This window comes from Janthinobacterium sp. 35 (assembly GCF_002754575.1).
GTDB classification, from domain to species: Bacteria; Pseudomonadota; Gammaproteobacteria; order Burkholderiales; family Burkholderiaceae_D; genus Janthinobacterium; species Janthinobacterium tructae.
On record NZ_PEFN01000001.1, the window covers coordinates 5,233,471 to 5,258,513 of the forward strand.

Genomic DNA, 25,043 nt, shown 5'->3' on the forward strand with positions numbered 1-25,043 from the left:
GATATTTATGTAAAGGTGAACGGGGGATTTACGGCGCTGGCGGCATGACCCAGTGGGCCAGCGCGCTGCGATCGAGTCCCAACTGCTTGGCCACGGCGGCCGCCTCGAAAGCCCACAGGCCGTAGTAGCCGCCCAGGCCGTGCGCGCGCAAATGGCCGTTGAACCAGTCTTCGCGCACCAGCGCGCCATGCCAGGTGGCCAGGTAGTGCCGCAGGTGCTCCAGCTGTTGCGCGCGATCATCCGTATCCAGGCACTCGAACAGGGCCGAGTAGGGCTCGGCGAAATACCATTCGTCGACGGCGGGACGCTGGGGATCGATGGCCGCCAGCAGCGCTTCATATACGCCATCTTCGCCATCGAAGGCCGTTTGCAGGGCGGCCAGGCGGGCAGCCAGGTCGTGGCGGCCGAACAGCAGGGCGGCGCCCAGCAGTTGCAGGGTGCGCGCATAGTCCGTCAATTGTTCGAAATCAAAGGCGGGCAAGGCATCGTCATCGTAGGCCGCGGCCAGGGCCGCGCGCGCCGTTTCGCAGGCGGCAATCGCCGCTTCCAGCGCCGTTTCCACGTCAGGCAAGGGCAAGCCAGCCGTGTAGCGCAGCGAGAAGACCTGGTAAGCCGTGCTGGCGGCCGCACACGCCCAGTAGGCGTCATCGCCGCCATCGATTTCCGCCTGCGCCTGCGCGCGCCGGTAGGCAGCCAGCAGGGTGTCAAGATAAGTCAGGTTGCGGCCAAAGTCGAATGCAGTGCCGAACGTCTCGGGCGGCGTCTGGCGCGGCGCGTGGGGCCAGGGCGTGGACGAAACCGGGCAAGTGGCGGCGCAATCGCGCTGGATGGCCCAGTCGGCGAAGACTTGCTGCATATATTGCGCCGTCTCGTCGTCGTGGACGATGGCGCCGACGCCCACCATGGTCGTGCCCAGCAGGGTGTAGCCAGGGAAGCGGCTGCTTTCGTAGGCGATGGTGGTCACGCTCTGGATGGTCCTGCCGTCGCTCAGGTCGCGCACGCGGAAGTACACGTCGTCCCAGCCGGCCAGCGGTGGCGCTGGCACTTCATTTGGCACGGTGGTCCAGCTGCCGTCCGCCTGCTCTTCATAGGCGTCGAGCAGCTCGTCGAGGCCACCGGGTCGGTCGATGCGGTTGTTGGCGTCGTATTGCAGGCCCAGTTCGGCCGCGAAGGCTGCTGCGTGGCGGCCCTCGAAGACCAGGTACAGGGCGCTGGTGGTGCCGACCAGCAGATCCGTGTGCTGGCCCGCCACGACCAGCGCCTGCGGCAGCCGGCACCATTGGTAGTACGGAATGCCGGCCATGGGGCCACCTTCGTCCGCCAGCGGGTTAGTGAAGCGCAGCTGTTCCAGCCATGTATAGCGTTCGTGCCGCTGCGCTTCCGTGCCGCTGCCGCGGCCAGTCAATTCTTCAAACAGGGTATTCAACAACATCATCCATCGATCCTAAAAAAGTGTGCGTGGCGTGGCGTCATGCCGGGGTGCTTTGCGCAAACGCAAACAGCGCGTCGAGCACGGCGTCCGGTTGCTCGGCCATCAATTCATGTCCGCTGTCGACCTGCACCACGGTGCCATGCGCGATGGCCGCTGTCAGCAGCCTGGTCGACTTGGGCGGCGTCATTATGTCGCGCGCGCCGAAAATGAATACAGTGGGGCAGTGTACCGAAGCGGCGGCAATTTCGCCGTTCGCGTAGGCGTTGCAGGCGGAAAAATCCGTGTGAAACACGTGAGCGGGATTGAGGGCGGCGATGCGTTGTTTCAAGCGCCGCGCGCCGCCCATGGCGTAGAAGCCGGGGCCGGGAAACGACGGCTTTTGCGCGATCGACGAGTGCGACCAGATATTGACCATGTCGATGGCCGCCTGTTCGTCCTGGAGCGCCGTTTCCAGCAGCGCCGGCGAGACTTTCATCGGGTAGGTGGAACCGAGCATGGCCAGGTGGCTGACGCGATCCGGCGCCAGGTACGCCGCTTCCAGCGCGATCAATGAGCCCATGCTGTGGCCGATCAGCATGGCCTTGTGCGCGCCGGCTGCGTCCAGCACGGCCAGGATCCAGCGCGCCAGTTCCGCGACATTATCCTTGGCCGCACCCAGGCTGCGCCCGTGGCCCGGCAAGTCGACGGCCAGCACGTTCCAGCCGTGGTGGGCGAAATAGCGCGTTTGCAGGGCCCACACGCAATGGTCGTTCTGCGCGCCGTGGATGAAGACGGCCGTGGGCTGGCTCGGGTTGTATGGTTTGCCACCCGTGTAGCAGTAGGCCGTGGTGTTTTCGATGGTGAATAACATGTCAGGCGCCTTTCTGCGACAGTTTCAGGCTGCGGGTCAGGTCTTCGATCAAGTCGTCCGCGTCTTCCAGGCCCACCGACAAACGCATGGTGCCTTGCGTGATGCCGGCCTGCGCCAGTTGATCGTCCGGCACGCGGAAGTGCGTGGTGGAGGCGGGGTGGATGACGAGCGACTTGGCGTCGCCCACGTTGGCCAGGTGCGAGAAGATCTTGAGGCTGTCGACAAAGCGCTGTCCTGCCGCGCGGTCGCCACGCAGGCGGAAGGTGAAGACGCCGCCCGCGCCTTTCGGCAGCAGGGTCTTGGCCAGTGCGTAATCGGGATGCGATGGCAGTTCGGGGTAGGACACCGATTCCACGGCCGGATTGGCCAGCAGGAAGTCGATCACCTTGCGCGTGTTGGCCACGTGGCGGTCCATGCGCAAGCCCAGGGTTTCGATGCCCTGCAGGATGGCGAAGGCATTGTGCGGGCTCATGACGGCGCCGAAATCGCGCAAGCCTTCGCGCCGCGCGCGCAGGGCGAACGGCGCCACCGTCGATTCCTCGGCGAAGACCATGCCGTGAAAGCCGTCATACGGTTCGCACAGTTCGGCGAAACGGCCCGTCTTGTCGTAGGCCGTCTGCCAGTCGAAGGTGCCGCCATCGACCAGCAAACCGCCGATGGCCGTGCCGTGGCCGCATAAAAACTTGGTGGCCGAGTGGAATACCAGGTCGGCGCCATGCTCGAAGGGGCGCAGCAAATACGGCGTGGTAAAGGTCGAATCGAGCATCAGCGGCAGCTGGTGTTCGTGCGCCAGGGCGGCAATCTGGGGGATGTTCAGCACGTCGAGGCCGGGATTGCCCAGAGTTTCGCCGAACAGCACTTTCGTATTCGGGCGAATGGCGGCGCGCCAGGCATCCACGTCGCGCGGGTCGACAAACGTCGTCTCGATACCAAAGCGTTTTAATGTATACGCCAGCAGGTTGTGCGAGCCGCCGTACAGGGCGCGCGAAGCGACGATGTGCGAGCCGGCGCCGGCGATGGTACATAAACCAAGGTGCATGGCGGCCTGGCCGCTGGCCGTGGCGATGCCGGCCACGCCCCCTTCGAGCGCGGCGATGCGCTCTTCCAGCACGGCGTTGGTGGGATTCGAAATGCGCGAGTACACGTGGCCGGCCCGCTCCATGTTGAACAGCGAGGCCGCATGCTCCGAACTCTTGAAGGCAAACGAAGACGTGAAATGGATGGGCGTGGCACGCGCGCCCGTGGCCGGGTCGGGCGCCGCGCCCGCATGCAGGGATAAAGTATCGAAACCGGGGTATTTCGGGCCGCTCATGGTGTCTCCGCCAAGTTTTATAGTGGCAAGATCGTAACCTGATTTAGCGCTGAGTAAAAGGCCTCGCGTGCAGGGCGCATGGCGCCGTGCTGGCGGGCCGCGCGTGTAACTTGAAGTCGAAAAAAGTAACCGGCGGCGCGTGGCGGTGGTAGGATGCCGTGTCAGTGATATTCGGGCTGTTCGACCTTCGCGCGTGCGCCGCACCGCGGGGAAGCAGCTGCACACGAACGAAATCCTGGGCTTCAGGCGCACTCACATGCATGTCCACCAGGAAAAATTCTATGCCCGCAATATCGTTCGACGGCGCCCTTGCCGTGCCCGGACCATCTATCGTTGACGGCCTGTGCCGCGCAGGCTGGCTCCTGCAAGAGCAATTCATTTCCCCTGAACTCAGCCGCCAGTTGGCCGCCGAATGCGTGCAATTCATGCTCAGCGGCAAGATGAAGGGCGCCGGCGTGGGCAGCGGCCATGCACCGCTGCTGCAGCCGGATATCCGCGGAGACCATATCGCATGGCTGGAAGCGGGCCGCTCAAGCGCCTGCGATAGCTATCTGAAGCATATGGAAACGTTGCGCCAGACCCTCAATCGCGAGCTGTTCCTGGGGCTGGAAGAGTACGAAAGCCATTTTGCCCTGTATGCGCCGGGCGCCTTTTACCGGGCCCATCTGGACCGTTTCCGCGACGATGACAAACGCACCGTGTCCGTCGTGCTGTACCTGAACGACGACTGGCTGCCCGAACACGGCGGCGCGCTGCGTTTGCGCCCCGATGGCGGCCCCAGCGTGGATATCGCGCCCGAAGCAGGGCGCATGGCCATGTTTTTGTCGGGCGAGATGCTGCACGAGGTGCTGCCGACGGCGCGCCAGCGCTTGTCGATAGCAGGTTGGTTCCGCCGCCGCGCGTGATAGAAGGTGGCGCGCAATCCCCCTCGATTTGATTGCGCGCAAGGCTGGATTTTTCCGCAGGCATAGGCTACAGTCGCAGTAAGGGCTAGAATAACTAAAATACCAATCACGCGGACAGGACGGCCAATATGAAAGTATCTGAAATTCTCCAAGTCAAGGGCAACATCCTCTACACGGTCACGCCTGACCAGCCCCTGCTTGACGCGGCCAATACCATGGCTGAAAAAGACATCGGTTCGCTGGTGGTCATGGAATTTGGCGACCTGGTCGGCATGCTGACCTTCCGCGAAGTGCTCAACGCGCTGCACGAGAACGCGGGCCAGATCGGCGGCGGCACCGTGCGCAAGCACATGGATGACCATCCGATCACCGTCACCCCGGATACGGAAGTGAACGAAGTGCGCCGCATCATGCTGGAAAAGCACGCGCGCTACCTGCCCGTCATGAACGCCAAGACTTTGCTGGGCGTCATCTCCTTCTACGACGTGGCACGCGCCGTGCTCGAAGCGCAAAGCTTTGAAAACCAGATGCTGAAAGCGTATATCCGCGACTGGCCGGCTGAAACCACCGATTAAGCTTCGCTCATATAGTAAAAACAACGCCGGCACTGCCGGCGTTTTGCATTGACGATCCAGGTTCAGGCCTACGCCGCGCCCTGCAGCGCCTCGTTGTTCAGCCAGGTGCTCAGCGCCGTGGCCGTCATGGGGCGGGCGAACAGGAAGCCCTGCGCCATGGGACAGCCCAGCGCCTGCAAGATTTGCGCTTGGCGCTCGTCTTCCACGCCTTCGGCGATCACGGCCAGGCCCAGGTTACGGCCCAGCTGGATGACCATTTCGGCGATGCTGCTGCCGCGCGCGGAACCCGTGATTTCCGTCACAAACGCGCGGTCGATTTTCAGGCGGTCGACTTGCAGCCGCTGCAGGTACGACAGCGACGAAAACCCCGTGCCGAAGTCGTCGATGGCGATGCTCACGCCCGTCTGCTTGATCTGCCACAACATCTTGATCAGCAGGTCCGGCTCTTCCATGGCCATCGATTCCGTGATTTCCAGTTCGATGAACTCGGGCGGCGCCTGCGTCTCTTCCAGCGCCGCGCGCAGCATTTCCAGGAACAGCGGGTGGCGGAACTGCACTTGCGACACGTTGACGGACATGACGAAGTTGCGGTGGCCCTGTTCGCGCAGCAGCACCAGTTCGCGGCAAGCCGTGCGCAGCACCCATTCACCGAGGTCGATGATGATGCCCGAATACTCGGCGATCGGGATGAAACGGTCGGGCGAAATGAACTTGCCGTCCGGCGTCTGCCAGCGCAGCAGCGCTTCGGCGCCCACGGGGCGGCGCGTGGTCAGGTCGATCTGCGGTTGATACACGACAAACAGCTGGTCCTGGCTGAAGGCCGTGCGCAGCGCATGCATCATGCGCACTCTTTCGCGGATTTCGATGCCCATGCTGCGCGAAAAATAGAAGTGCCCGGCACGCTGCTGGCTTTTTGCCCGTTTCAGGGCGATATCGGCATCCTTCAGGGCATCGGCGCCCGTGCCCGCATGTTCGCCCAGTCGCACCAGACCCAGGGTGGCCGACAGCTGCACATCCTGGCCATCGATGCAGAACGGCGCCTGGAACAGGGCCAGGATCTTGGCCGGATTGACTTGCGACGAGTCGCCCAGCACGCAAAAGATGTCGCCGCCCAGGCGCGCCACCGTCAGCTGGGAACCGAGCTGGGTTTGCAATCGGCCTGCCACGGCAATCAGCAGGGTGTCGCCGAACTGGTGCCCCAGCGCATCGTTGGTCTCGGCAAAATGGTCGAGGTCGACCAGCGCCAGGGTGGCGTCGTCGCGCGCAGGCCCGGCCAGGGTGGCGTCGAGGATTTCCACCAGGCGCGTGCGGTTCGGCAGCTTCGACAACTGGTCGTAGAAGGCGGCGTTGTGCAGGTGCGATACCAGTTCGACATTGTCCAGGCCGACGGCGACGTTGCTGCAAAACACTTCCAGCAGGCTTTCATCGATGGCCGAGAGGGGGCGCGGCAGGACCAGATAGGCGGCCGCATCGCGGCCGGCCTTGCCCGAGAAATACAGGGTGGCGTAGTCGTGCGCGTAGACATTGCGCCGCTGCGCCAGTGTGTGCTCGATGGCCGCCATTACGCGCGGGTTTTGCAGGCCGCACAGGGCACTGTGCGGCAGGCTGGAAAAGCTGCCCGTGCAGGCCGACACGAGCAGCTCCTTGCCGCCATTGTCCAGCATCTCTTGCACGCACAGCAGACCATCGGCGCGGATGCCCAGCAGGTCGGCGATCTGCGCCAGCACGCCAGCCGAGAAGTTTTGCACGCCGTGCAGCGCCATCAGCTGCGTGCTGGCGTGGACGATCTGGTCCAGGCCGCGCCGGCTGTTGCTGATCGAGCGTATCTGTTCGTACGAGCGGATGGCCGCCGTCACCGTGGTAAACAGCTTGATGCGCGTCAGCTCGGACTTGGTCTTGTAGTCGTTGATGTCGTAGTCGCGGATGGCGTCGATTTCCGGCGCATAGCCGGGCTGCCCTGTGCGCAAGATGATGCGCACGTCCGTCATTTTGAGGGTTTCGCGGATGTAGCGCACCAGGTGCAGGCCCGCGTCATCCTGTTCCATCACCACGTCGAGCAGGATGACGGCGATGTCGTCTTCATGCTTGAGCAGTTCGCGCGCCTGGCCGGCCGAATACGCATGCACGAATTCCAGCGGGCGGTGTTGCATTTCCAGGTTGCCCAGGGCGAAAGTGGTGGTGGAGTGGACGTCTTCATCGTCGTCGATGATCATCACCCGCCAGACGCTGCGCGGTGCGACGGCCAGCGGCGGCGCTGGTTGCTCATCGAGGAATACCAGGTCGTCGTGATCGTCCTTGTTGGCGTCAAGGGGGATGATCGGTGCGGGCATGTATAGCTTCTCCAGGATGACTCGATATTTTTACGAGCGCGTCAAAAAAGCCCATGGCGTTGTTGCGTTGCCTCGCCGTACTGGCGTACTGTCTTCGGCAACGACGCCTAGCCCTGGGCATTTTGTGACGTGCTCTCGGCGCAGGCCAAATGTGGATTGGTAACCTGTATTGTGTAGCGCGCTTTGATCCAAGTATATAGCTATTTAATAAGCAAAATGTTTTTTTAAGCCTATTCCGTAGAGCAATATTTCTTGTATTGCATGATTGCAACTCATATTTGGTGTTTTTTGTATGAAAAAAAACACGGGATTTAAAAATGGTGATGACGAGCGCGAATATCGGGCCTTGCTGCGGCATTCGCGGCATGGCATGCCCCGCAGGCTGGTAGAATTGAGTTTTTCAGTCCTCACACTTCCTACTATGTCCGGCAATTCTTTTGGCAAGCTGTTTACTGTTACCACTTTCGGCGAATCGCATGGCCCGGCCATCGGCTGCGTGATCGATGGCTGTCCGCCAGGATTGATCCTGTCGGAAGCCGATATCCAGCCCGAACTGGACCGCCGCAAGCCGGGCACTTCGCGCCACGTGACGCAGCGCCAGGAGTCCGATACGGTGGAAATTCTCTCCGGCGTGTACCAGGGCGTGACGACGGGTACGCCCATCGCGCTGCTGATCCGCAATGAAGACCAGCGCAGCAAGGACTACGGCAATATCGCGGAAAGCTTTCGTCCCGGCCATGCCGACTACACCTACTGGCATAAATACGGCGTGCGCGATCCGCGCGGCGGCGGGCGTTCCTCTGCGCGCCTGACGGCGCCCGTGGTGGGTGCGGCGGCGATTGCCAAGAAATGGCTGCTGCAGCAGTACGGCACCACGTTCAAGGGCTGCATGAGCCAGCTGGGCGACATTCCCGTGCCGTTCCAGTCCTGGGAACACGTGCATGCGAACCCCTTCTTTGCCGCCAGCGGCGACGCTGATCTGATCGCGCGCATGGAAGAGGCCATGGATCAATTGCGCCGCGATGGCGATTCCATCGGCGCGCGCATCGACGTGATCGCGCAAAACGTGCCGGTCGGCCTGGGCCAGCCCATCTACGACAAGCTCGACGCCGACATCGCCTACGCCATGATGGGCATCAATGCCGTCAAGGGCGTGGAAATCGGCGCCGGTTTCGATTCGGTGGCGCAAAAGGGTTCCGAGCACGGCGACGAACTGACGCCGGAAGGGTTTATCGGCAACAACGCCGGCGGCGTACTCGGTGGTATCTCGACGGGACAGGATATCAGCGTCTCGATCGCCATCAAGCCGACGTCGTCGATCCGCACGCCACGCCGCTCGATCGATAAAGAGGGCAATCCCGTGATGGTGGAAACCTTCGGCCGCCACGATCCGTGCGTGGGCATCCGCGCCACGCCGATCGCCGAAGCCATGCTGGCGCTGGTCTTGATCGACCACGCCCTGATGCATCGCGCGCAATGCGGCGATGTCAGCGTGAATACGCCGAAGTTGAAGTAAGTTGAATGTTGTCGGATTACGGGCCTGCGGCCCTAATCCGACCTACGATCCATGATGGTCGTTTTCTCGTTTAACAACGACGCTTGCGACACCTGACAAAACCGTAGCGAGCGGAAGGGAGAGGTGGCTAAGAAGCGCAACCGTACTCTAGTACGGTGAGCATCGCAGGCCGCCTATACCGACGCGCAGTAGGTTTGGTCAGGTGTTCTCATGCAACCTTGTTCGCCACCAGCTCGAGTTGATGGCGCATCTCCACCGACTGCACCAGCAAGGCCCGGATATCGTTGATCAGGTTGAATTCCGTCTGGTTCAATTGAATCGGCGGGAAGCTGTCGTCCCAGTCGCCGTATAAAAAGCCCGTGGGGTGGCCGTTTGCCGACAGAGGCAGCACGACGAAGCTGCGCGCCTCCGATAACGTCGCTTTCCACCATTGCGGCAGCTTGGCGGCAAATTTCGGGTCGCGCGCATTGTCGATGAAGATCACGCGGTCGCTATTGAGGGCCGCGTGGAAGACGTTCGGCTCATACGCGTCGCCAAACACCATCAGGTCCTGCAGGTCGGCCATGCCTTCGCCCATGCTGATGCGCGCCGAATACAAATGATCCCGGTGGTTGCGCACGAATGCCACCGAGCGCGAAAAATCAAAGCCCTGGTGCAGTGTTTCGAGCGCCATCGAGACCATCTGTCCGGGGCTGGCGCTGCCGATGGCGCTGCGCAGGTCGGCCAGGCCGCCGATCAGCACGCGGTTGCCCTCGGCGCGCATGCGCGTCGAGGCCAGCTGGCGTGCGCGCCGTTCGGCCGGTTTCGACAGCGGGGCGATCGACAGGTCGGCCGCCGCCATCATCTTCGCCTTGTCCACCGCCACTACCAGGTCCGTGGCAGCGATGCCCAGGGTGCCTGCATAGTCGTCGATCAGCGCGTGCACCTGCGCTGCGCCGGCCGCATCGTCATGCCACAGCGAGTCGGCGCAGCGCGCCGCCATGGTCGACAGGCCCGCCATCCAGTCGGCGCCGCTGACGGGCGCGTTGTCGGGCGACGGCTCCATCGGATGCATGCCGTTGATCAGGTGCTGCGGCAAACCCCAGTGGGCGGCCGTGGCATAGCCCACTTCCTGTAGCGACAGGCCGAGGATTTCGCGCGCAGCGGCCGCCTCGTTGCCGGGACCCGCATGCGCCTGCATGCGCGCCCAGAAGTCCGTCATGTAGAACGTCACCATCATGCGGCCCAGGGTGTGCAGCATGGAGCAGACGACGGCTTGCTCCGCCTGCAGGCTGCCGGCGCTGGTGGCCACTTGCTGCGCCACCATCCCGGCCAGCACGGCCTTCTCCATTTCCACGTGCGCACTGACGGAGTCGGGCGAGGCCTGCGACAGCTCCTCGATCAGTTTCAGTCCCAGCGCCAGGTGGCCGATGGCGTCGATGCCCAGCACCAGCACGGCCTTCGAGACCGTGTTGACCCGCTGGCCGAAGGCCGAATACATGCCGCTGTTGGCCAGGCGCAGCACCTTGTGCGTGAGGACAGGGTCGGACAGCACCGTTTGCGTGATGTCGAATTCGTGGTCATCCTCGCCGCGCATGGCGCCCAGGATGGCGCTGATGGCTTTCGCGAAGCCGGGCATGTCGCCCTGCTGGCGCGTGCGCGCCCACAGCAGGTCCAGGGTGTTTTTGCCGAGCTGTGTCGGCACCGTGAAATGATCTGGATTCATTGCACCCCTCCGCGCTGTTCATTGGCAGACGGCGTGGGCACCAGCGCCGCATAGGTTTTGTCACTCAAGGCCGATAGCGCGGCATGGGCCGGCATCGGTTTGCCCGTCAAATAGCCTTGCACATACTGGCAGCCGCGCGACTCCATGAAGTGCATCTGCGCCTCCGTTTCCACGCCTTCGGCCACCACGGACAAATTCAAATGCTTGGCCAGGTCGAGAATGGTATTGCAGATGGCCGCGTCCTTGCTCGATTCGGGCAAATCCTTGATGAAGGTACGGTCGATCTTCAGTACGGAAATGGGGAAGCGCTTCAGATATGCGAGCGAAGAGTAGCCGGTGCCGAAATCGTCGATGGCGATGCGCGCGCGGCGCTCCGTCATCTTGACGAGGATGGTTTCCGCATGCACGGGGTCGATCATCAGGGTGCCTTCGGTAATTTCCAGCACCAGGTGTTCGCCCGAGAGTCCCGAAAAGGCGATGGCGTCATCGAGCACGTCGAGGAACTTGTCGTTGCGGAACTGGCGCGGGCTGATGTTGACGGAGATGTACAGCGGCCGCTTGGCCACTTCCTGGAACTGCTTGAGCTGCACGCAGGCCGCTTTCAGCGCCCAGGCGCCCAGCAGATTGATCAGGCCATTGGCTTCGGCAATCGGGATGAAACGCACGGGCGGCACCAGGCCCAGGGTCGGGTGCTTCCAGCGCATCAGGGTTTCGAAGCCCTGGATCTGCCGCGTGTGCGCATCGACGATGGGCTGGTAAAACAGCAGAAACTCGCCTTCGCGCACGGCGTGGAACATGGCCGCTTCCAGTGAAATATCGTGTTCCGACGGGCCATTCAGACGCGGGCTGTAGACCAGGCAGCGGGCCTTGCCCGTTTCCTTGGCGCGCGACATGGCTGCATCGGCCAGCGCCACCAGGCGCACTTCATCTTCTGCGTGCAGCGGATAGATCGATACGCCCACGGACGCTCCCACGTAGATCGTGTGGCCATCGACTTCGAACGGCGCCTGCAGGGTGGCCAGCAGGCGGCCCGTCACCAGCTTGATTTGCGCATCGGTGGCGCTGCCGGGCAACACGGCGACGAATTCATCGCCGCCCACGCGCGCCAGGGTGTCGCTGTCGCGCAGGGTCTTGCGCAGGCGCGCGGCGGCCAGGCGCAGCACGGCGTCGCCGACCGGGTGGCCCAGGCCATCGTTGACCTTTTTAAAACCATCGAGGCCGATGGTGGCCACGGAAAACCCCTGGCCCGAACGCGCCGCCTGGGAAATGACCATGCGGATGCGGTCCGACAGCAGCAGGCGGTTCGGCAGCCCGGTCAGCGCGTCGTGCGTGGCCATGTGGCGCAAGCGTTCTTCCGTGTTGTGCTGGGCCGAGGTGTCGCGCCCGACGACCAGCAATTCGGCCACGCCCGCGGCATTCATATAAGAAGACAGGCGCAGCTCGAACCAGAGTTCCTGGTCCGGCGTTTGCAGACGCACTTCCAGGCGGCCCGGTTCTTCCAGGGAATCTTCCAGCGCTGCCTGCAGCGCCGCGCGCGATGCTTCGGCGGCCAGCGGCAGCAGCAAGTGGCCGGACAGGCCTGAGGGTGCACCGAACAGGGTGGCTGCGCGCTTGCTGGCGAACAGGATCAGGCCGTCCGTATCGAGCCGGAACACGACGTCGCCTGCCTCTTCCATGAGGTTGTCCAACTCGTGGCGTGCCTCGCGGTGGGCGGCGGATGGGGTACTGGAAAACATCGTGCGGGCTTTTACCTTTTTGTGATCAGTGCCGGCGCACGCTGCAGGGCAGGGCGCCAACGGAAAGAGTGCATCGTGCGTGACGCGCGCCATAGCGGGCCGGAGGGCAACTATCGGAATGCGATCCACACGAAATGTATCATTGAAAAGCATTCGATTACATGAAATAGAGCAACATTGCTTCAGGTTTTGTAAATATTCCTGCCTTCCATGAAAAAAATCACGCTGCGCGACACACGCAGGCATTTTCGTTCCCCATGGAAACATTTATCGGCACTTGCTTCCACTGGCGCGCTTGCCCCGCCATGCGCTTTGCGCTAGTCTGGCTGACAGACGGTGTTGACGGTGCGCCAGCGACAGCCAGGGCGCCATGATAACAAATCGCGGGAGACTCCCATGAATGCTTTTGACACGCATGAAGTTTTCAACCAGGCCACGCCGTTTGAAAACGTCAATCTGTTCGCCTGCGACCCGGCGCTGATCGAAGCGCTGCTGCGCGAGGGCGGCGGCGCGGCGCGGCAGGAGCTCGACGCGCTGGGCGAGAAACTGGGCCGCGCCGAGACGTATGCGCTGGCGCGCCTGGCCAATATCCATACGCCCGAGCTGCAGCAGTTTGACCGGGCCGGGCGCCGCATCGACGAAGTGCTGTTCCATCCGGCCTGGCATGAACTGATGGCCATCCTCGTGGGCGCCGGCGCGCACGCCGCGCCCTGGGCGTCGCCGGGCCCCGGTGCCCAGGTGGCGCGTGCGGCCGCCTATCTATTAGTGGGGCAGGTGGAAAACGGCACGCAGTGTCCCGTGACGATGACGTATGCCTCGGTGCCGGCCTTGCGCCAGGCGCTTGATCTGCCGCACATCGCTGCGCGCTGGCTGCCGAAAATCCTCTCGCGCGACTACGATCCCCGCTCCCTGCCCGTGGAACAGAAACGCGGCGCCCTGGTCGGCATGGGCATGACGGAAAAGCAGGGCGGCTCGGACGTGCGCAGCAACACTACGCGCGCCGTGCGCGTGCCGCCGGACGAGGCGCGGGCCCTGTTCGGCGACGAGGCTGGCGGCGCTTGGCGCATCGTCGGCCACAAATGGTTTTTTTCGGCGCCGCAATGCGATGCCCATCTGATCCTGGCGCAGGCGGAAGAGGGGGGATTGTCCTGTTTCTTTTTGCCGCGCTACCTGCCCGACGGCAGCCGCAATGCCATCCGCGTGCAGCGCTTGAAGGATAAGCTGGGCAACCGCTCGAATGCCTCGTCGGAAGTGGAATTTACCAATGCCTATGGCTGGCTCGTGGGGCAGCCGGGGCGGGGCATTCCCACCATCCTGGAAATGGCCAGCCATACGCGCCTCGATTGCGTGCTGGGCAGCACCGGCATCATGCGCGCCGCCCTGACGCAGGCGCTGCACCATGCGCGCCAGCGGGCCGTGTTCGGCAAGCCGCTGGCCGGGCAGCCATTGATGCAAAACGTGCTGGCCGACCTGGCGCTCGAATCGGAAGCCGCCACGGCCTTTGCCCTGCGCCTGGCCCGCTGTTTCGATGAAAAGGACGATGCAGGGCAAGCGATGCTGGCGCGCGTGCTCACGCCGGCCGGCAAGTACTGGATTTGCAAGCGCGGTCCCGGCTTCGGCTCGGAGGCCATGGAGGTGCTGGGCGGCACCGGCTATGTGGAAGACGCGCCGCTGGCGCGCCTGTACCGCGAGCTGCCCGTCAACTCGATCTGGGAAGGTTCGGGCAACGTCATGTGCCTCGACGTCTTGCGCGCCTTCGGCAAGTCGCCGGCCGCGCGCGACGCCCTGGCGGCCGAGCTGGCGCTGGCCGGCGATGCCGACGCTGCCTTTGCCGAGTACCGGACGCGGCTGCTGGCCGACCTGGACGGACCGCAAACGGATGAATTTGGCGCCAGGCAATTATCTGAGCGCATCGTGCTTGCCGTGCAGGCCGCCTTGCTGCTGCGCCATGCGCCGCCCTTTGTCGCGCAGGCCTTCCTGCAGTCGCGGCTGGTGCAAGCGCCGGGCGGCGCGTATGGCCGCTTGCCGGCGGGCACCGATTGCGCGGCCATCCTGGCGCGCGCACTGCGCGAGTATTGACCCCGATAAATCCGATTATTTCGAAAATTCCAGCCACAGGCGGGCTGTGGGCTGGGATAATGCGGCAATCCTTCATTTTATCGACACACAGCGCGCCTGCGGCCATGCTTGCCGCCGCGCCAGAGAGCAAAGAAAGAACAACAATATGAAACAAGATCCACGCTTCCCGAATTTGTTCATTACCGATCACCCTTTGATCCAGCACAAACTGAGCCACATGCGCGAGCACGACACGTCGACGCGCACCTTCCGTGAATTGCTCAAGGAAATCACTTTGCTGATGGGCTATGAAATCACGCGCGACCTGCCGCTGACCACGCGCGAAATCAAGACCCCACTGGTGACCATCGATGCGCCCGTCATTGCTGGCAAGAAACTGGCTATCGTGCCCATCCTGCGCGCCGGCATCGGCATGAGCGATGGCTTGCTGAACCTGGTGCCATCGGCCCGCGTGGGCCACATCGGCGTGTACCGCGATCCCACCACCCACATGCCCGTGGAATACCTGGTGCGCCTGCCGGATCTGAGTGAGCGCACCTTCATCCTGTGCGACCCGATGGTAGCGACCGGCAATTCGGCCGTGTACGCCGTCGACGTGCTGAAGAAGCGGGGCGTGACGGACGAGCAGATCATCTTCCTGGCGCTGGTAGCCGCGCCGGAAGGCGTGACCGTGTTCCAGAACGCGCATCCGAAGGTCAAGATGTACTGTGCTTCGCTCGATTCGCACCTGGATGACCACGCTTACATCGTACCGGGCCTGGGCGATGCCGGCGACCGCATCTTCGGCACCAAGTAAGCCAATCCGCGAGTATTACGATGGCAACCTTGATCGACCCGGATTTTCGCGCGCGTTTGCGCGCCCTGAACGAAAAATATGCGGCTGGCGTGCCGGCCCTGATGCAAGCGATCACGCAGGCCAGCGGCCGCTGCGACAGCGAAGGCCCCCGCCTGGAGCCGTTGACGGAGTTGCACCGTGCGCTGCACGCGGTCGCCGGCTCGGCGGCCACCTTTGGCTTTGCCGCGCTGGGCCAGGAATGCCGGCGCATTGAACAGCAGGTGCGCGCCATGCTCAACACGCCTGCCCAGGCGGTGGCGGAATGGCCCGCCGTGCGGGGGCAGGTGGCGGCGTTGCTGCACTGGGCCGCGCGCGATGCGGGCGCCACCCATTTCAGCGTGTAAGTGACAACACCATAGAGATGTGGTTGCAATGATTCATTTGATGCAACGCAAAGCATTGGCGTCGCAGATTAGGATATAGTGTCTCCATGCCGCTGGTACGGGGCGCCGCAAGACGGGGATTTGGCTATTAAAGTAGTGTTCGCAAGTTTATTTTGCGAAAGAATGGTTTTTCTCAGTTTTGTTGGTATAATTGGGCATCGTTGGATTCGAGGTAGTAGTGCAGTTTGTCTGTCATTTCTTTCTTGCTTCAAACGATATAACGGGCGCAAGCCCAACTTAACTGAAATAGGAAATTGTAATGGCAACTGGCATCGTAAAATGGTTCAATGATTCGAAGGGCTTCGGCTTTATTACCCCTGACGAAGGCGGCGAAGATCTGTTCGCTCACTTCTCGGCTATCCAGTCGAACGGCTTCAAGTCCCTGCAAGAGAACCAACGCGTTTCTTTTGAAGTGACCGCTGGCCCTAAAGGCAAGCAAGCTTCGAACATTCAGCCAATCTAATACGCTGGATCAAACGAAATAAAGAAATCCTCGGTCTCCGAGGATTTTTTTTCGCCTGAATTTTCGTGGGGCATCGATTTTGCGTCGGCTGTGCGTTCTTTTGGCGTGCTTGCGTCGCCGCGTAGGTCGGCTTAGCGCTTGCGCGTAAGCCGACAATGGTGGTGTTGGGAAGGTGTATGGGCTGGTGTCGGATTACGCTACGCTAATCCGACCTACGCCGATCTGCGACCCACGTCTAGGCTTGGGCGCTATTTAGATTGCTCTTTCATGCCAGTAGTCGGGCTGGGCATATGAGTGCCGTAAAAAATCCACAAACGCCCGTATGCGCAGTGGCAAGTGGCGGCGCTGGGCGAACACGGCATAAATATCGTTGCCCGGGGCCGCGAACTGGTCCAGCACCGTCACCAGCTGGCCCGAGGCGATCTCGGCGCCCACTTCCCACATCGAGCGCCACGCCAGACCCTTGCCGGCCAAGGCCCAGTCGTGCAGCACTTCGCCATCGTTGCACACCATATTGCCGGCCACCTTCAAAATGACATTCTTGCCGTTTTCGCGGAAGGTCCAGCCGCGCTGGCTGCCTTCGCTGCTGATCGCCAGACAATTATGTTTCGCCAGGTCGGCCGGGATGCGCGGCGTGCCCGCCCGTTTCAGATAGGCGGGCGAGCCGACCAGCACGCGCTGGTTGTCGGACAGTTTCGTGCTCACCAGCGAGGAATCGGACAGGCTGGCGATGCGGATGGCCACGTCGATGCCTTCGCCGATCAGGTCGACCAGGCGGTCGTTCAGGTTCAGCGACACCGTCACGTCGCGGTGCTCGGCGACAAACGAGGGGATCAATGGCGCCACGTGCTGGCGCCCGAAGCCGGCCGGCGCGGAAATGAGCAAATGGCCGCTGGCCTTCACGCTGCGCTCGGCCACGGCCGCTTCCGCCTCTTCCAATTCTCCCAGGATGCGCTGGCAATCTTCCAGGAAGGCGGCGCCTTCATTCGTCAAGGCCAGCTTGCGCGTCGTGCGCTGCAGTAATTTGACGCCCAGGCGCTGCTCCAGCGCATCGAGGCGCCGGCCTATCATGGCCGGGGCGATACCTTCCGCGCGCGCGGCCGCCGACAGGCTGCCCTTGGCCACCACTTCCACGAAGGTCGATATTTGTCTGAACTGGCCCATATGCTGTGCTCGCTATCTCGTCACTTGTGATAAAAACGCATAGATGAAGTGATTTTTAATCTCGTTTCCATGCCTTATAGTGCAATACTATAGAACAAACGCGCCGCCCGGCAGAGTGTTTTTACGCCTTTGTCCCGCTTGTCCGCGCAGTCATTCAGCTTATACTTGGATCACCAGATTACCTTTGCTTATATTTATTAAAAACCGGAGAACTTCATGACGCAGAACACGATCGCACTTCCCGAAGGCATGCAAATCACGGGTGACATCGCCCCCGGCTATGAACAGATTTTGACGCCGGCAGCGCTGGCGCTGGTGGCCAAGCTGACACGCGCATTCGAGCCGCGCCGCCAGGAGTTGCTGGCCGTGCGCGTGGAACGCGCCAAGCGCCTCGACGCGGGCGAGCGTCCTGATTTCCTGCCAGAAACCGCGCATATCCGCGATGGCGACTGGAAGATCGCGCCGATTCCGAAGGCGCTGGAATGCCGCCGCGTGGAAATCACCGGTCCCGTCGAGCGCAAGATGGTCATCAACGCCTTCAATTCCGGCGCGGACAGCTACATGACGGACTTCGAAGATTCGAACACGCCGAACTGGGATAACCAGCTGACGGGCCAGATCAATATGTTCGACGCCGTGCGCAAGACGATTTCGCTGGAGCAAAATGGCAAGTCGTACAAGCTGAACGACAAAATCGCCACCCTCGTCGTGCGTCCGCGCGGCTGGCACCTCGATGAAAAGCACGTGCTGGTCGACGGCAAGCGCATTTCCGGCGGCATTTTTGATTTCGCCCTGTTCATGTTCCATAACGCCAAGGAACAGCTGGCGCGCGGCGCCGGCCCGTATTTCTACCTGCCGAAGATGGAATCGCACCTGGAAGCGCGCCTGTGGAACGACATCTTCGTCATGACGCAAAACGAGCTGGGCTTGCCACAAGGCACGATCAAGGCGACTGTCCTGATCGAAACCATCCTGGCAGCGTTTGAAATGGATGAAATCCTGTACGAACTGAAAGAGCACAGCTCGGGCCTGAACGCGGGCCGCTGGGATTACATCTTCTCGTGCATCAAGAAATTCAAGCTGGACAAGGATTTCTGCCTGGCCGACCGCGCGAAAGTCACCATGACGGCGCCGTTCATGCGTGCCTACGCCTTGCTGCTGCTGAAAACCTGCCACAAGCGCGGTGCGCCAGCGATTGGTGGCATGGCAGCCTTGATCCCGATCAAGAACGATCCTGAAAAGAACGACATCGCCATGGGTGGCGTGCGCAACGACAAGGCGCGCGACGCCACCGATGGCTACGACGGCGGCTGGGTTGCCCATCCGGGCCTGGTCGAGCTGGCCATGGGCGAGTTCACCAAAGTGCTCGGTGACAAGCCGAACCAGATCGAGAAACAGCGTCCCGACATCGATGTGAAAGCGTCGGATCTGCTGAACTTCCAGCCGGAAGCACCGATCACGGAAGCGGGCTTGCGCTACAACATCAACGTGGGCATCCATTACCTGGGCAGCTGGCTGGCCGGCAACGGTTGTGTGCCTATCCATAACCTGATGGAAGATGCGGCCACGGCCGAGATCAGCCGCTCGCAAGTGTGGCAATGGATTCGTTCCAGCAAGGGCGTGCTGGAAGACGGCCGCAAGGTCACGGCCGACATGGTGCGCGCCATGATTCCGGAAGAACTGGCGAAGGTGCAGCGCGATGCGCCAGGCGGCAACGGTCCGACCTATGTGCGCGCGGGCCAGATTTTCGAGGAAATGTCGACGTCGGAATCGTTTGCCGAGTTCCTGACCTTGCCGCTGTACGAAGAAATCTGATCCTGATCAAATAGATTGATAAAAAATCCCGGCGATACCTGATGGTATCGCCGGGATTTTTCTTTTTAGAAGCAGAAGCTTAAAAGCTGTTTTTCCACATACGCAGCGCCGCAAACGCTTCCACGGGCGAAGCGTCGCTGGCCAGTTTGCCTTCCACCTTCAGGCTGGTCAAGATGGCCGGTTCGCGGTAGCGCAGGAAGGGATTCGTGGCCTTTTCCATGGCTATGGTCGACGGCACGGTGGATAAGCCTTGCTGGCGCTTTTCCGTGTCGATGGCGATGCGTTCCTGCAGGGCAAGGTTGCCCGGTTCGACGGCGTTGGCGAAGCGCAGATTGGACAAGGTGTACTCATGCGCGCAAAATACCTCGGTATCGTCGGGCAGGGCGGCCAGTTTGCCCAGCGAGTCGGCCATCTGGCCCGGCGTGCCTTCGAACAGGCGGCCGCAGCCGCCAGCAAACAGGGTGTCGCCGGAAAACAGCCATGGCGCATCGCCTTGCTCCGAGCGCTGGCGTACATAGGCGATATGCCCCTTGGTATGGCCGGGCACGTCGATGACGGTCATCTGCAAACCCAGCTCTGGCACATAGGCGACATCGCCTTCGCCAAGCGCTTGCGTGATGGTTGTGATAGCCTCATTGCGCGGGCCGAAGACGGGCACGGCGAAATGCTGCAACAATTCAGGTACGCCACCTGTGTGGTCGGCGTGGTGGTGCGTGAGTAAAATGGCGGACAAGGTCAACTGATGTGCTTGCAGCGCATCGAGGATGGCCATGGCATCGCCAGGGTCGACCACGGCGGCGTGGCGGCCGTCATGGATCAGCCACAGATAATTGTCGGCAAAGGCGGGCACGGCAAGTACCGATAAAGCGTGTTCAGGGGAGTGTGTCATGAGCAAAAGAGAAAACTGAATGGACAGTGTAGCATCCGAAAAATCCATTATAGCGCTTGACGGCTGGCTGCAGACCCCAGCCGGTCTGTATGTGCGCGCCTGGGAGCAGCAATGCCTCGACAGTCTGACCGTCGACATCTTCGGATTTAACGCCGTGCAGATCGGCTTGCCCCAGCTCGACGCGCTGGCGGCCAGCCGCATGCCGAACAAATGGCTGCTCGATGCACGCCTGCCGTCGCGCCCGCCGCAAGAGAGCCGTTTGACCCTGGTGTCGGCCTTCGACGAGTTGCCGTTCGATTCGCAAAGCCTGGATCTGGTGGTCTTGCCGCACGTACTCGAATTTGCCGCCGAGCCGCACCAGGTCTTGCGCGAAGTCGAGCGCGTGCTGATTCCCGAGGGGCGCGTGATCGTCTGCGGCTTCAATCCGGCCAGCCTGTGGGGCATGCGCCAGGGCCTCGGAAGAGTCACGGGGCGCCATTACCTGCCGCGGGCAGGCGAGCTGATCTCTATGCCGCGCATGAAAGACTGGTTAAAATTGCTGAACATGGGCGTCAGCGAAAGCCACTTCGGCTGCTACGCACCTGCCTGCAGGACAGAAAAATGGCTGCGCCGCAACGCCTTCATGGACAAGGCCGGTGCGCGCTGGTGGCCATATCTGGGCGCAGTGTATATAGTGCAGGCGATCAAGCGTGTCAAAGGGATGCGTTTGATCGGTCCGGCGTGGACCAAGAAACCGGCGACGGCGCCCGCAGGCGCACCGGTCACGAATAAAAGGCGGGAACAGCAAGATGGATAAGGTTGAGATTTACGCCGATGGCGCATGCAAGGGCAATCCCGGCACGGGCGGCTGGGGCGCACTGATGGTGGCCGATGGTGCCAAGAAAGAAATTTACGGCGGGGAACTCAATACGACGAATAACCGCATGGAATTGAAGGCCGTGATCGAAGCCTTGACGGCGCTCAAACGGCCTTGCCAGGTGGTGTTGTATACCGATAGCCAGTACGTGCAAAAGGGCATCAGCGAATGGATCCACGGCTGGAAGGCACGCGGCTGGAAAACGGCGGCCAAGGCGCCCGTAAAAAATGTCGACCTGTGGCAGGCCCTCGACACAGCCCAGGCCGTCCATGAAGTGGAATGGCGCTGGGTGCGCGGCCACAATGGCCATCCGGGTAACGAGCGGGCCGATGAGCTAGCCAACCTGGGCGTGGAAACCGTGCGCGCGTAAGAATACCCAAGGTAGCCAGTAGTCATCGCAGGGTACAGGTTTGCTATACTGTGCCCTTCGCTTTTTGCTTTTACGAATGAATCCGCCATGCGTCAAATTGTTCTCGATACTGAAACCACCGGCCTGAACCCGCGCACGGGCGACCGCATCCTGGAGATCGGGGCGGTCGAATTGAACAACCGCATGTTGACGGGGAATAATTTTCACCATTACATCAATCCCGAGCGCGATTCGGAAGAGGGCGCGCTGGCCGTCCACGGTTTGACGACGGAATTCCTCAGCGACAAGCCGAAATTCGCGGAAATCGCGGAAGAATTCCGCACGTTTATCGCCGGCGCCGAATTGATCATCCACAACGCCCCGTTCGATATCGGCTTCCTCAACGCTGAATTCAAGCGCCTGAACCTGCCGCCCGTGCATGAGCAAGTGCATGGCGTGATCGACACCCTGGTGCAGGCGAAGGAAATGCATCCGGGCAAGCGCAATTCGCTCGACGCCCTGTGCGACCGCTACGGCGTCTCGAACGCCCACCGCAAGCTGCACGGCGCGCTGCTCGACTCGGAATTGCTGGCCGACGTCTACCTGGCCATGACGCGCGGTCAAAACAGCCTGAGCATGGAAGAAGAAGTGGAAGTGGCCGCCGACGGCGCCGCCCTGGAAATCGTGCCGCTCGCCGACGTCATCTTCCAGACTGCCACGGCCGACGAGCTCGCCGCCCACGAAGCCACCATCGCCGGCCTCGACAAGGCTGCCAAAGGCCAGTGCATCTGGAGTGTCGTCACCGCGCCACCAGCGGCCGCCTGAGAAAAAAAAGCGGGGCATGCTAAATTTCCTGTCGCCAGCCCTTGCAGATGCCGCAACACCTATGCGATAATTCGCCTCGCTTCGGGAGGTTAGCTCAGGGGTAGAGCACTGCATTCACACTGCAGGGGTCGCAAGTTCGAAACTTGCACTTCCCACCAAAATTTTAGTTTATATTCAATGACTTAGATTTTTATATCTTGTCTGGATAGAAACTTGGGGCAAATCTGGGGCAATGGGTTTTTCGTTCATTGTCCAGCCCCAAACGATACGGCCGCTTCCTGCGGCCGTTTTCACATCAAAGTGGCTTAGATGGCCTGACAAACTTCTCACTTTCCCTAAAAGTAAAAACTTCGTACACTGAGCCACGCCGACTGTCTTCTGTCGGCGGCTAAACCAATCGATGGCCGCAACCCTTTACCCTAAACGCCTAAGTTACAGGAGTGTTGAAGATCACATCCTATCGTTTGCGGATGCGGCCGAATTGCCTGGGATCTCGCCGCCCTTTGCAGATATAGCTGGCTGCTTTATGAGTGGTGACGACACGGTATCGGGACGAGGCCCCGCTGCAGGCGGTGGATGAATTGATTCCAGATCTTTAAGTTCCTAGCAACTGGCGATACTGGGTTGGTGTCATGCCCAGAGCAGCGCGCATAGCGCTGCCCATATGTGACTGATGTGCAAAGCCGCTGGCGTAGGCGATGTCTGCCAGCGGCCTATCCACCTCCAGTAGCATGCTCCGCGCCGCCTGCACGCGCGTTTCCACAATGTATGCATGCGGCGTCATGCCTGTCGCCTGACTAAAGTCGCGCAGAAAGCGCAGGACCGGCAAGCCTTCGTCTGCGGCCAACTGTTCCAGGGTCAGTCCCTGCCCGAACTGGCAAGCGATCCGCTCCAACACTCGCGCCATGTCTACCCGCGCCGTGCGTGTCGGTGCCTCTTGACAACCCTGCCTTAGCGACAGCAATGCCAACGCCGAGTGTTCCAGCGCCAGTGGATCGGCCTGTGTATCCAGCATTAGCCGTCGCAGGCGTAGCGCCAGAGCGAGAGCCTGCCGGTGTCCGGCCGTTTCCACGCGCCTCTCAAGAGGATTCGCCTCCGGCGCGTCGGTCAACGCGGCGCCACGCCAGCGCAGGACGAGGTACTCGCCACCTTGCGCAGATTCGGAAAAAACATCAATCCCGGCTGGCGTGCAAGCGAGCACGCCAGGCCATGTATCGAAATCGACGCGCCGGTCGGAACCTATCGCATGCACGCCCCGCTGACGCTGCAGCGACACGCCCATGCTTTGTGATTGCACCGGATCGCGCGCGCTGTAAGGTGCGCCCGGCAAAAGCTGTAGGCACAGTCCGCCTGCTGCGTGTGTGACGACAGGCATTGCGCCGCCTGTACTCTCCTTGATAAGTGGCCCTGCCATGTGAAATTTCCTGATAGATAAAAATGTTGGTAATGGAGATACTAGCCGGGCTCACAGCAGTACATCTACCACACACGACAGGAAAGCATATGCGAACAATCGGATTGATCGGCGGCATGAGCTGGGAATCCAGTGCAGAATATTACCGCATCATTAACCAGGGCGTGCGCGCCCGCCTGGGGCCGCTTCGCTCTGCGCCCGTGTTGCTATACAGCGTTGATTTCGGCCCCGTCGCGCAAGCGCAGCATGCAGGTCGCTGGCAAGATGCCGGGACCATCCTGCGCGATGCGACGGTACGTCTGCATGCTGGGGGCGCCGATGGCATCGTGCTATGCACCAACACCATGCATGTGCTCGCAGACGAAATCGCTTCGGCATCGCCATTGCCATTCCTGCACATCGCCGATCCCGTTGGCAGCGCAGCACAGGCGCTAGGATTGTGTACGGTCGGCCTGCTCGGCACCTCGTTCACCATGCAGCAACGCTTTCTGCGCGATCGGTTGGAACGGCACGGCCTGGAAGTCCTCGTACCACCCGATGCACAGCAAACTGCCTTGCACGACATCATTTATAGCGAACTGTGCGCCGGCATTGTGCGAACTTGCTCACGTACCGTCTTCCTGCGCGCTATCGATGCGCTGGCCGCGCGCGGAGCACAAGCCGTCGTCCTCGGCTGCACGGAAATCAGCTTGCTGCTACAGCAGGAACACAGCGACCTGCCCCTGCTCGACAGCACCCAACTACATGCACTCGCTGCAGTCGATTTCATCCTGGAAGGCGAGGCATGATGCCGCCTCGCCGCACCGCATGGGTCATGCTCCCAACGTCGCTCGTCGCCCTGTTGTCCGCCTGCGGCGGCAGCGTCGATGCAACCACGCCCCCATCCACCATTCCTTACCTGGTGTACACACATGACGCGTCCAAGCTGCTACCTGGCACGGGCAGTATTGGCATTGCACCAACAGGTACACCAGCAACGATTTCGCCGCGTGGCAGCCTGACGATAGCGGCCGATGGCCGGGCAAGTTGGGGGGCTGGCCTAAACGGGGGAGTTACTGCGTACCACCATCCGCAGGCGAAGCATTTGCCTTATGCAGCCATGTTGTGCATGTCCGGCTTAGGCGGAAAGGATAACCGCAAAGCCACTCATATACTGGTGGCCGCCGTCGCCGAAGTAGTGAGTACAGCAGCCGCGTTGGCGGAGCTACGATTCGACAGCAGTTTCGACGACTGTGCAGACGACACGGCCAGCGAAAGTCTGCGCTTCGACAGCGCGGGCAATTTGCTGAGGCGCACCACGCATCAGCCTGGCGGCTCGGGCGTGACAACTGCCTACACTGCCACCGAAGTGGACCGCATGCTAGGGCAGGACGGATTGACGGAAATAGGCATCACTACCCGGCTTCAGGCATTCCGCTTGTCCGTTGACGGCGCGCCACGCTACGTACTCGTTGAGCAACGCAGCAGCGCCGCGCAAGCAGCGGCAAGCTATCTGATTTTGTGGAAACAATAGCAATATATGGTGTCGCAAACTCTAGGCCAGCCGCAACGAAACGCCAACGTAGAGCGCAATAACGACACTGTGCGCCACGACTGGCTCAGAGCTCTAA

General features: G+C 61.6%; 22 protein-coding genes and 1 tRNA gene. 14 read left to right on the forward strand and 9 right to left on the reverse strand.

All coding sequences use genetic code 11. The features are described 5' to 3' along the window. Positions 1 to 28 precede the first annotated feature (28 nt). Genes CLU93_RS23245 through CLU93_RS23255 form a run of 3 tightly spaced genes read right to left on the reverse strand, consistent with a single transcriptional unit; the run spans position 29 to position 3,594 of the window. Positions 29 to 1,435: a PoNe immunity protein domain-containing protein gene (locus CLU93_RS23245; RefSeq protein WP_099763512.1), complete on the reverse strand. Its 1,407-nt coding sequence runs from the start codon at positions 1,433 to 1,435 to the stop codon at positions 29 to 31. A 34-nt stretch (positions 1,436 to 1,469) separates the two neighbouring features. Then, entirely contained in the window at positions 1,470 to 2,282 is an 813-nt protein-coding gene (locus CLU93_RS23250) for an alpha/beta fold hydrolase (protein ID WP_099763513.1), read from the reverse strand. A 1-nt stretch (position 2,283) separates the two neighbouring features. Further along, positions 2,284 to 3,594, reverse strand: a complete 1,311-nt coding sequence (locus tag CLU93_RS23255; RefSeq protein WP_099763514.1) for an O-acetylhomoserine aminocarboxypropyltransferase — start codon at positions 3,592 to 3,594, stop codon at positions 2,284 to 2,286. A gap of 281 nt (positions 3,595 to 3,875) precedes the next feature. Here CLU93_RS23255 and CLU93_RS23260 point away from each other — a divergent pair, with 281 nt between their 5' ends. Then, complete coding sequence (locus tag CLU93_RS23260; protein ID WP_099763515.1) at positions 3,876 to 4,499, forward strand: 2OG-Fe(II) oxygenase; 624 nt, start codon at positions 3,876 to 3,878, stop codon at positions 4,497 to 4,499. Between the two features lie 128 nt (positions 4,500 to 4,627). Next, positions 4,628 to 5,074, forward strand: coding sequence for a CBS domain-containing protein (locus CLU93_RS23265; RefSeq protein ID WP_010398828.1), 447 nt, complete (start codon positions 4,628 to 4,630; stop codon positions 5,072 to 5,074). A 68-nt stretch (positions 5,075 to 5,142) separates the two neighbouring features. On the opposite strand, the gene CLU93_RS23270 is transcribed toward CLU93_RS23265, so the two are convergent. Next, entirely contained in the window at positions 5,143 to 7,404 is a 2,262-nt protein-coding gene (locus CLU93_RS23270; protein WP_099763516.1) for a putative bifunctional diguanylate cyclase/phosphodiesterase, read from the reverse strand. A gap of 421 nt (positions 7,405 to 7,825) precedes the next feature. On the opposite strand from CLU93_RS23270, the gene aroC reads away from it, so the two are divergent. Beyond that, positions 7,826 to 8,920, forward strand: a complete 1,095-nt coding sequence (aroC, locus tag CLU93_RS23275) for a chorismate synthase (RefSeq protein ID WP_099667641.1) — start codon at positions 7,826 to 7,828, stop codon at positions 8,918 to 8,920. Positions 8,921 to 9,128: 208 nt separating this feature from the next. On the opposite strand, the gene CLU93_RS23280 is transcribed toward aroC, so the two are convergent. After that, complete coding sequence (locus tag CLU93_RS23280; RefSeq protein WP_099763517.1) at positions 9,129 to 10,625, reverse strand: HDOD domain-containing protein; 1,497 nt, start codon at positions 10,623 to 10,625, stop codon at positions 9,129 to 9,131. Next, positions 10,622 to 12,361, reverse strand: a complete 1,740-nt coding sequence (locus CLU93_RS23285) for a putative bifunctional diguanylate cyclase/phosphodiesterase (protein ID WP_099764562.1) — start codon at positions 12,359 to 12,361, stop codon at positions 10,622 to 10,624. Before CLU93_RS23285 ends, CLU93_RS23280 begins: the two co-directional genes overlap by 4 nt. A 396-nt stretch (positions 12,362 to 12,757) precedes the next feature. Between CLU93_RS23285 and CLU93_RS23290 the strand changes: the two genes are divergently transcribed. The 4 genes from CLU93_RS23290 (at position 12,758) to CLU93_RS23305 (ending at position 16,121) form a co-directional block, all read left to right on the forward strand. Then, positions 12,758 to 14,440: an isovaleryl-CoA dehydrogenase gene (locus CLU93_RS23290; protein ID WP_099763518.1), complete on the forward strand. Its 1,683-nt coding sequence runs from the start codon at positions 12,758 to 12,760 to the stop codon at positions 14,438 to 14,440. A gap of 145 nt (positions 14,441 to 14,585) precedes the next feature. Continuing rightward, positions 14,586 to 15,236: a uracil phosphoribosyltransferase gene (gene upp, locus CLU93_RS23295; protein WP_096235746.1), complete on the forward strand. Its 651-nt coding sequence runs from the start codon at positions 14,586 to 14,588 to the stop codon at positions 15,234 to 15,236. Between the two features lie 20 nt (positions 15,237 to 15,256). Then, on the forward strand, positions 15,257 to 15,619 hold the full coding sequence (locus tag CLU93_RS23300; RefSeq protein ID WP_099763519.1) for an Hpt domain-containing protein: 363 nt from the start codon (positions 15,257 to 15,259) through the stop codon (positions 15,617 to 15,619). Positions 15,620 to 15,917: 298 nt separating this feature from the next. After that, on the forward strand, positions 15,918 to 16,121 hold the full coding sequence (locus tag CLU93_RS23305; RefSeq protein ID WP_010398811.1) for a cold-shock protein: 204 nt from the start codon (positions 15,918 to 15,920) through the stop codon (positions 16,119 to 16,121). 252 nt (positions 16,122 to 16,373) lie between these two features. Here the strand turns inward: CLU93_RS23305 and CLU93_RS23310 are convergent, their stop codons facing one another. Next, positions 16,374 to 17,285, reverse strand: a complete 912-nt coding sequence (locus tag CLU93_RS23310; RefSeq protein ID WP_099763520.1) for a LysR family transcriptional regulator — start codon at positions 17,283 to 17,285, stop codon at positions 16,374 to 16,376. A gap of 216 nt (positions 17,286 to 17,501) precedes the next feature. Here CLU93_RS23310 and aceB point away from each other — a divergent pair, with 216 nt between their 5' ends. Next, positions 17,502 to 19,100, forward strand: coding sequence for a malate synthase A (aceB, locus tag CLU93_RS23315; RefSeq protein ID WP_099763521.1), 1,599 nt, complete (start codon positions 17,502 to 17,504; stop codon positions 19,098 to 19,100). Between the two features lie 79 nt (positions 19,101 to 19,179). On the opposite strand, the gene gloB is transcribed toward aceB, so the two are convergent. After that, positions 19,180 to 19,989: a hydroxyacylglutathione hydrolase gene (gene gloB, locus CLU93_RS23320; RefSeq protein WP_099763522.1), complete on the reverse strand. Its 810-nt coding sequence runs from the start codon at positions 19,987 to 19,989 to the stop codon at positions 19,180 to 19,182. Positions 19,990 to 20,008: 19 nt separating this feature from the next. Here gloB and CLU93_RS23325 point away from each other — a divergent pair, with 19 nt between their 5' ends. From CLU93_RS23325 to CLU93_RS23340, 4 genes are all read left to right on the forward strand, one after another. Then, on the forward strand, positions 20,009 to 20,785 hold the full coding sequence (locus CLU93_RS23325) for a class I SAM-dependent methyltransferase (RefSeq protein ID WP_099763523.1): 777 nt from the start codon (positions 20,009 to 20,011) through the stop codon (positions 20,783 to 20,785). After that, the gene (gene rnhA / locus CLU93_RS23330; protein ID WP_071076881.1) at positions 20,778 to 21,215 is read left to right on the forward strand and encodes a ribonuclease HI; all 438 of its coding nucleotides are present in this window, start codon (positions 20,778 to 20,780) and stop codon (positions 21,213 to 21,215) included. Before CLU93_RS23325 ends, rnhA begins: the two co-directional genes overlap by 8 nt. A gap of 87 nt (positions 21,216 to 21,302) precedes the next feature. Then, a complete protein-coding gene (dnaQ, locus tag CLU93_RS23335; protein ID WP_099763524.1) occupies positions 21,303 to 22,019 on the forward strand; it encodes a DNA polymerase III subunit epsilon in 717 nt (238 codons plus the stop codon). A gap of 83 nt (positions 22,020 to 22,102) precedes the next feature. Further along, positions 22,103 to 22,177: transfer RNA gene (locus tag CLU93_RS23340), tRNA-Val, on the forward strand. A gap of 437 nt (positions 22,178 to 22,614) precedes the next feature. Here CLU93_RS23340 and CLU93_RS23345 read toward each other — a convergent pair. After that, entirely contained in the window at positions 22,615 to 23,394 is a 780-nt protein-coding gene (locus CLU93_RS23345) for a helix-turn-helix domain-containing protein (protein WP_257225067.1), read from the reverse strand. A 128-nt stretch (positions 23,395 to 23,522) separates the two neighbouring features. On the opposite strand from CLU93_RS23345, the gene CLU93_RS23350 reads away from it, so the two are divergent. Together CLU93_RS23350 and CLU93_RS27940 are read left to right on the forward strand one after the other, a co-directional pair. Next, a complete protein-coding gene (locus CLU93_RS23350) occupies positions 23,523 to 24,221 on the forward strand; it encodes an aspartate/glutamate racemase family protein (protein ID WP_099763526.1) in 699 nt (232 codons plus the stop codon). Next, positions 24,218 to 24,946, forward strand: a complete 729-nt coding sequence (locus CLU93_RS27940) for a hypothetical protein (RefSeq protein ID WP_143451791.1) — start codon at positions 24,218 to 24,220, stop codon at positions 24,944 to 24,946. Before CLU93_RS23350 ends, CLU93_RS27940 begins: the two co-directional genes overlap by 4 nt. Positions 24,947 to 25,043 lie beyond the last annotated feature (97 nt).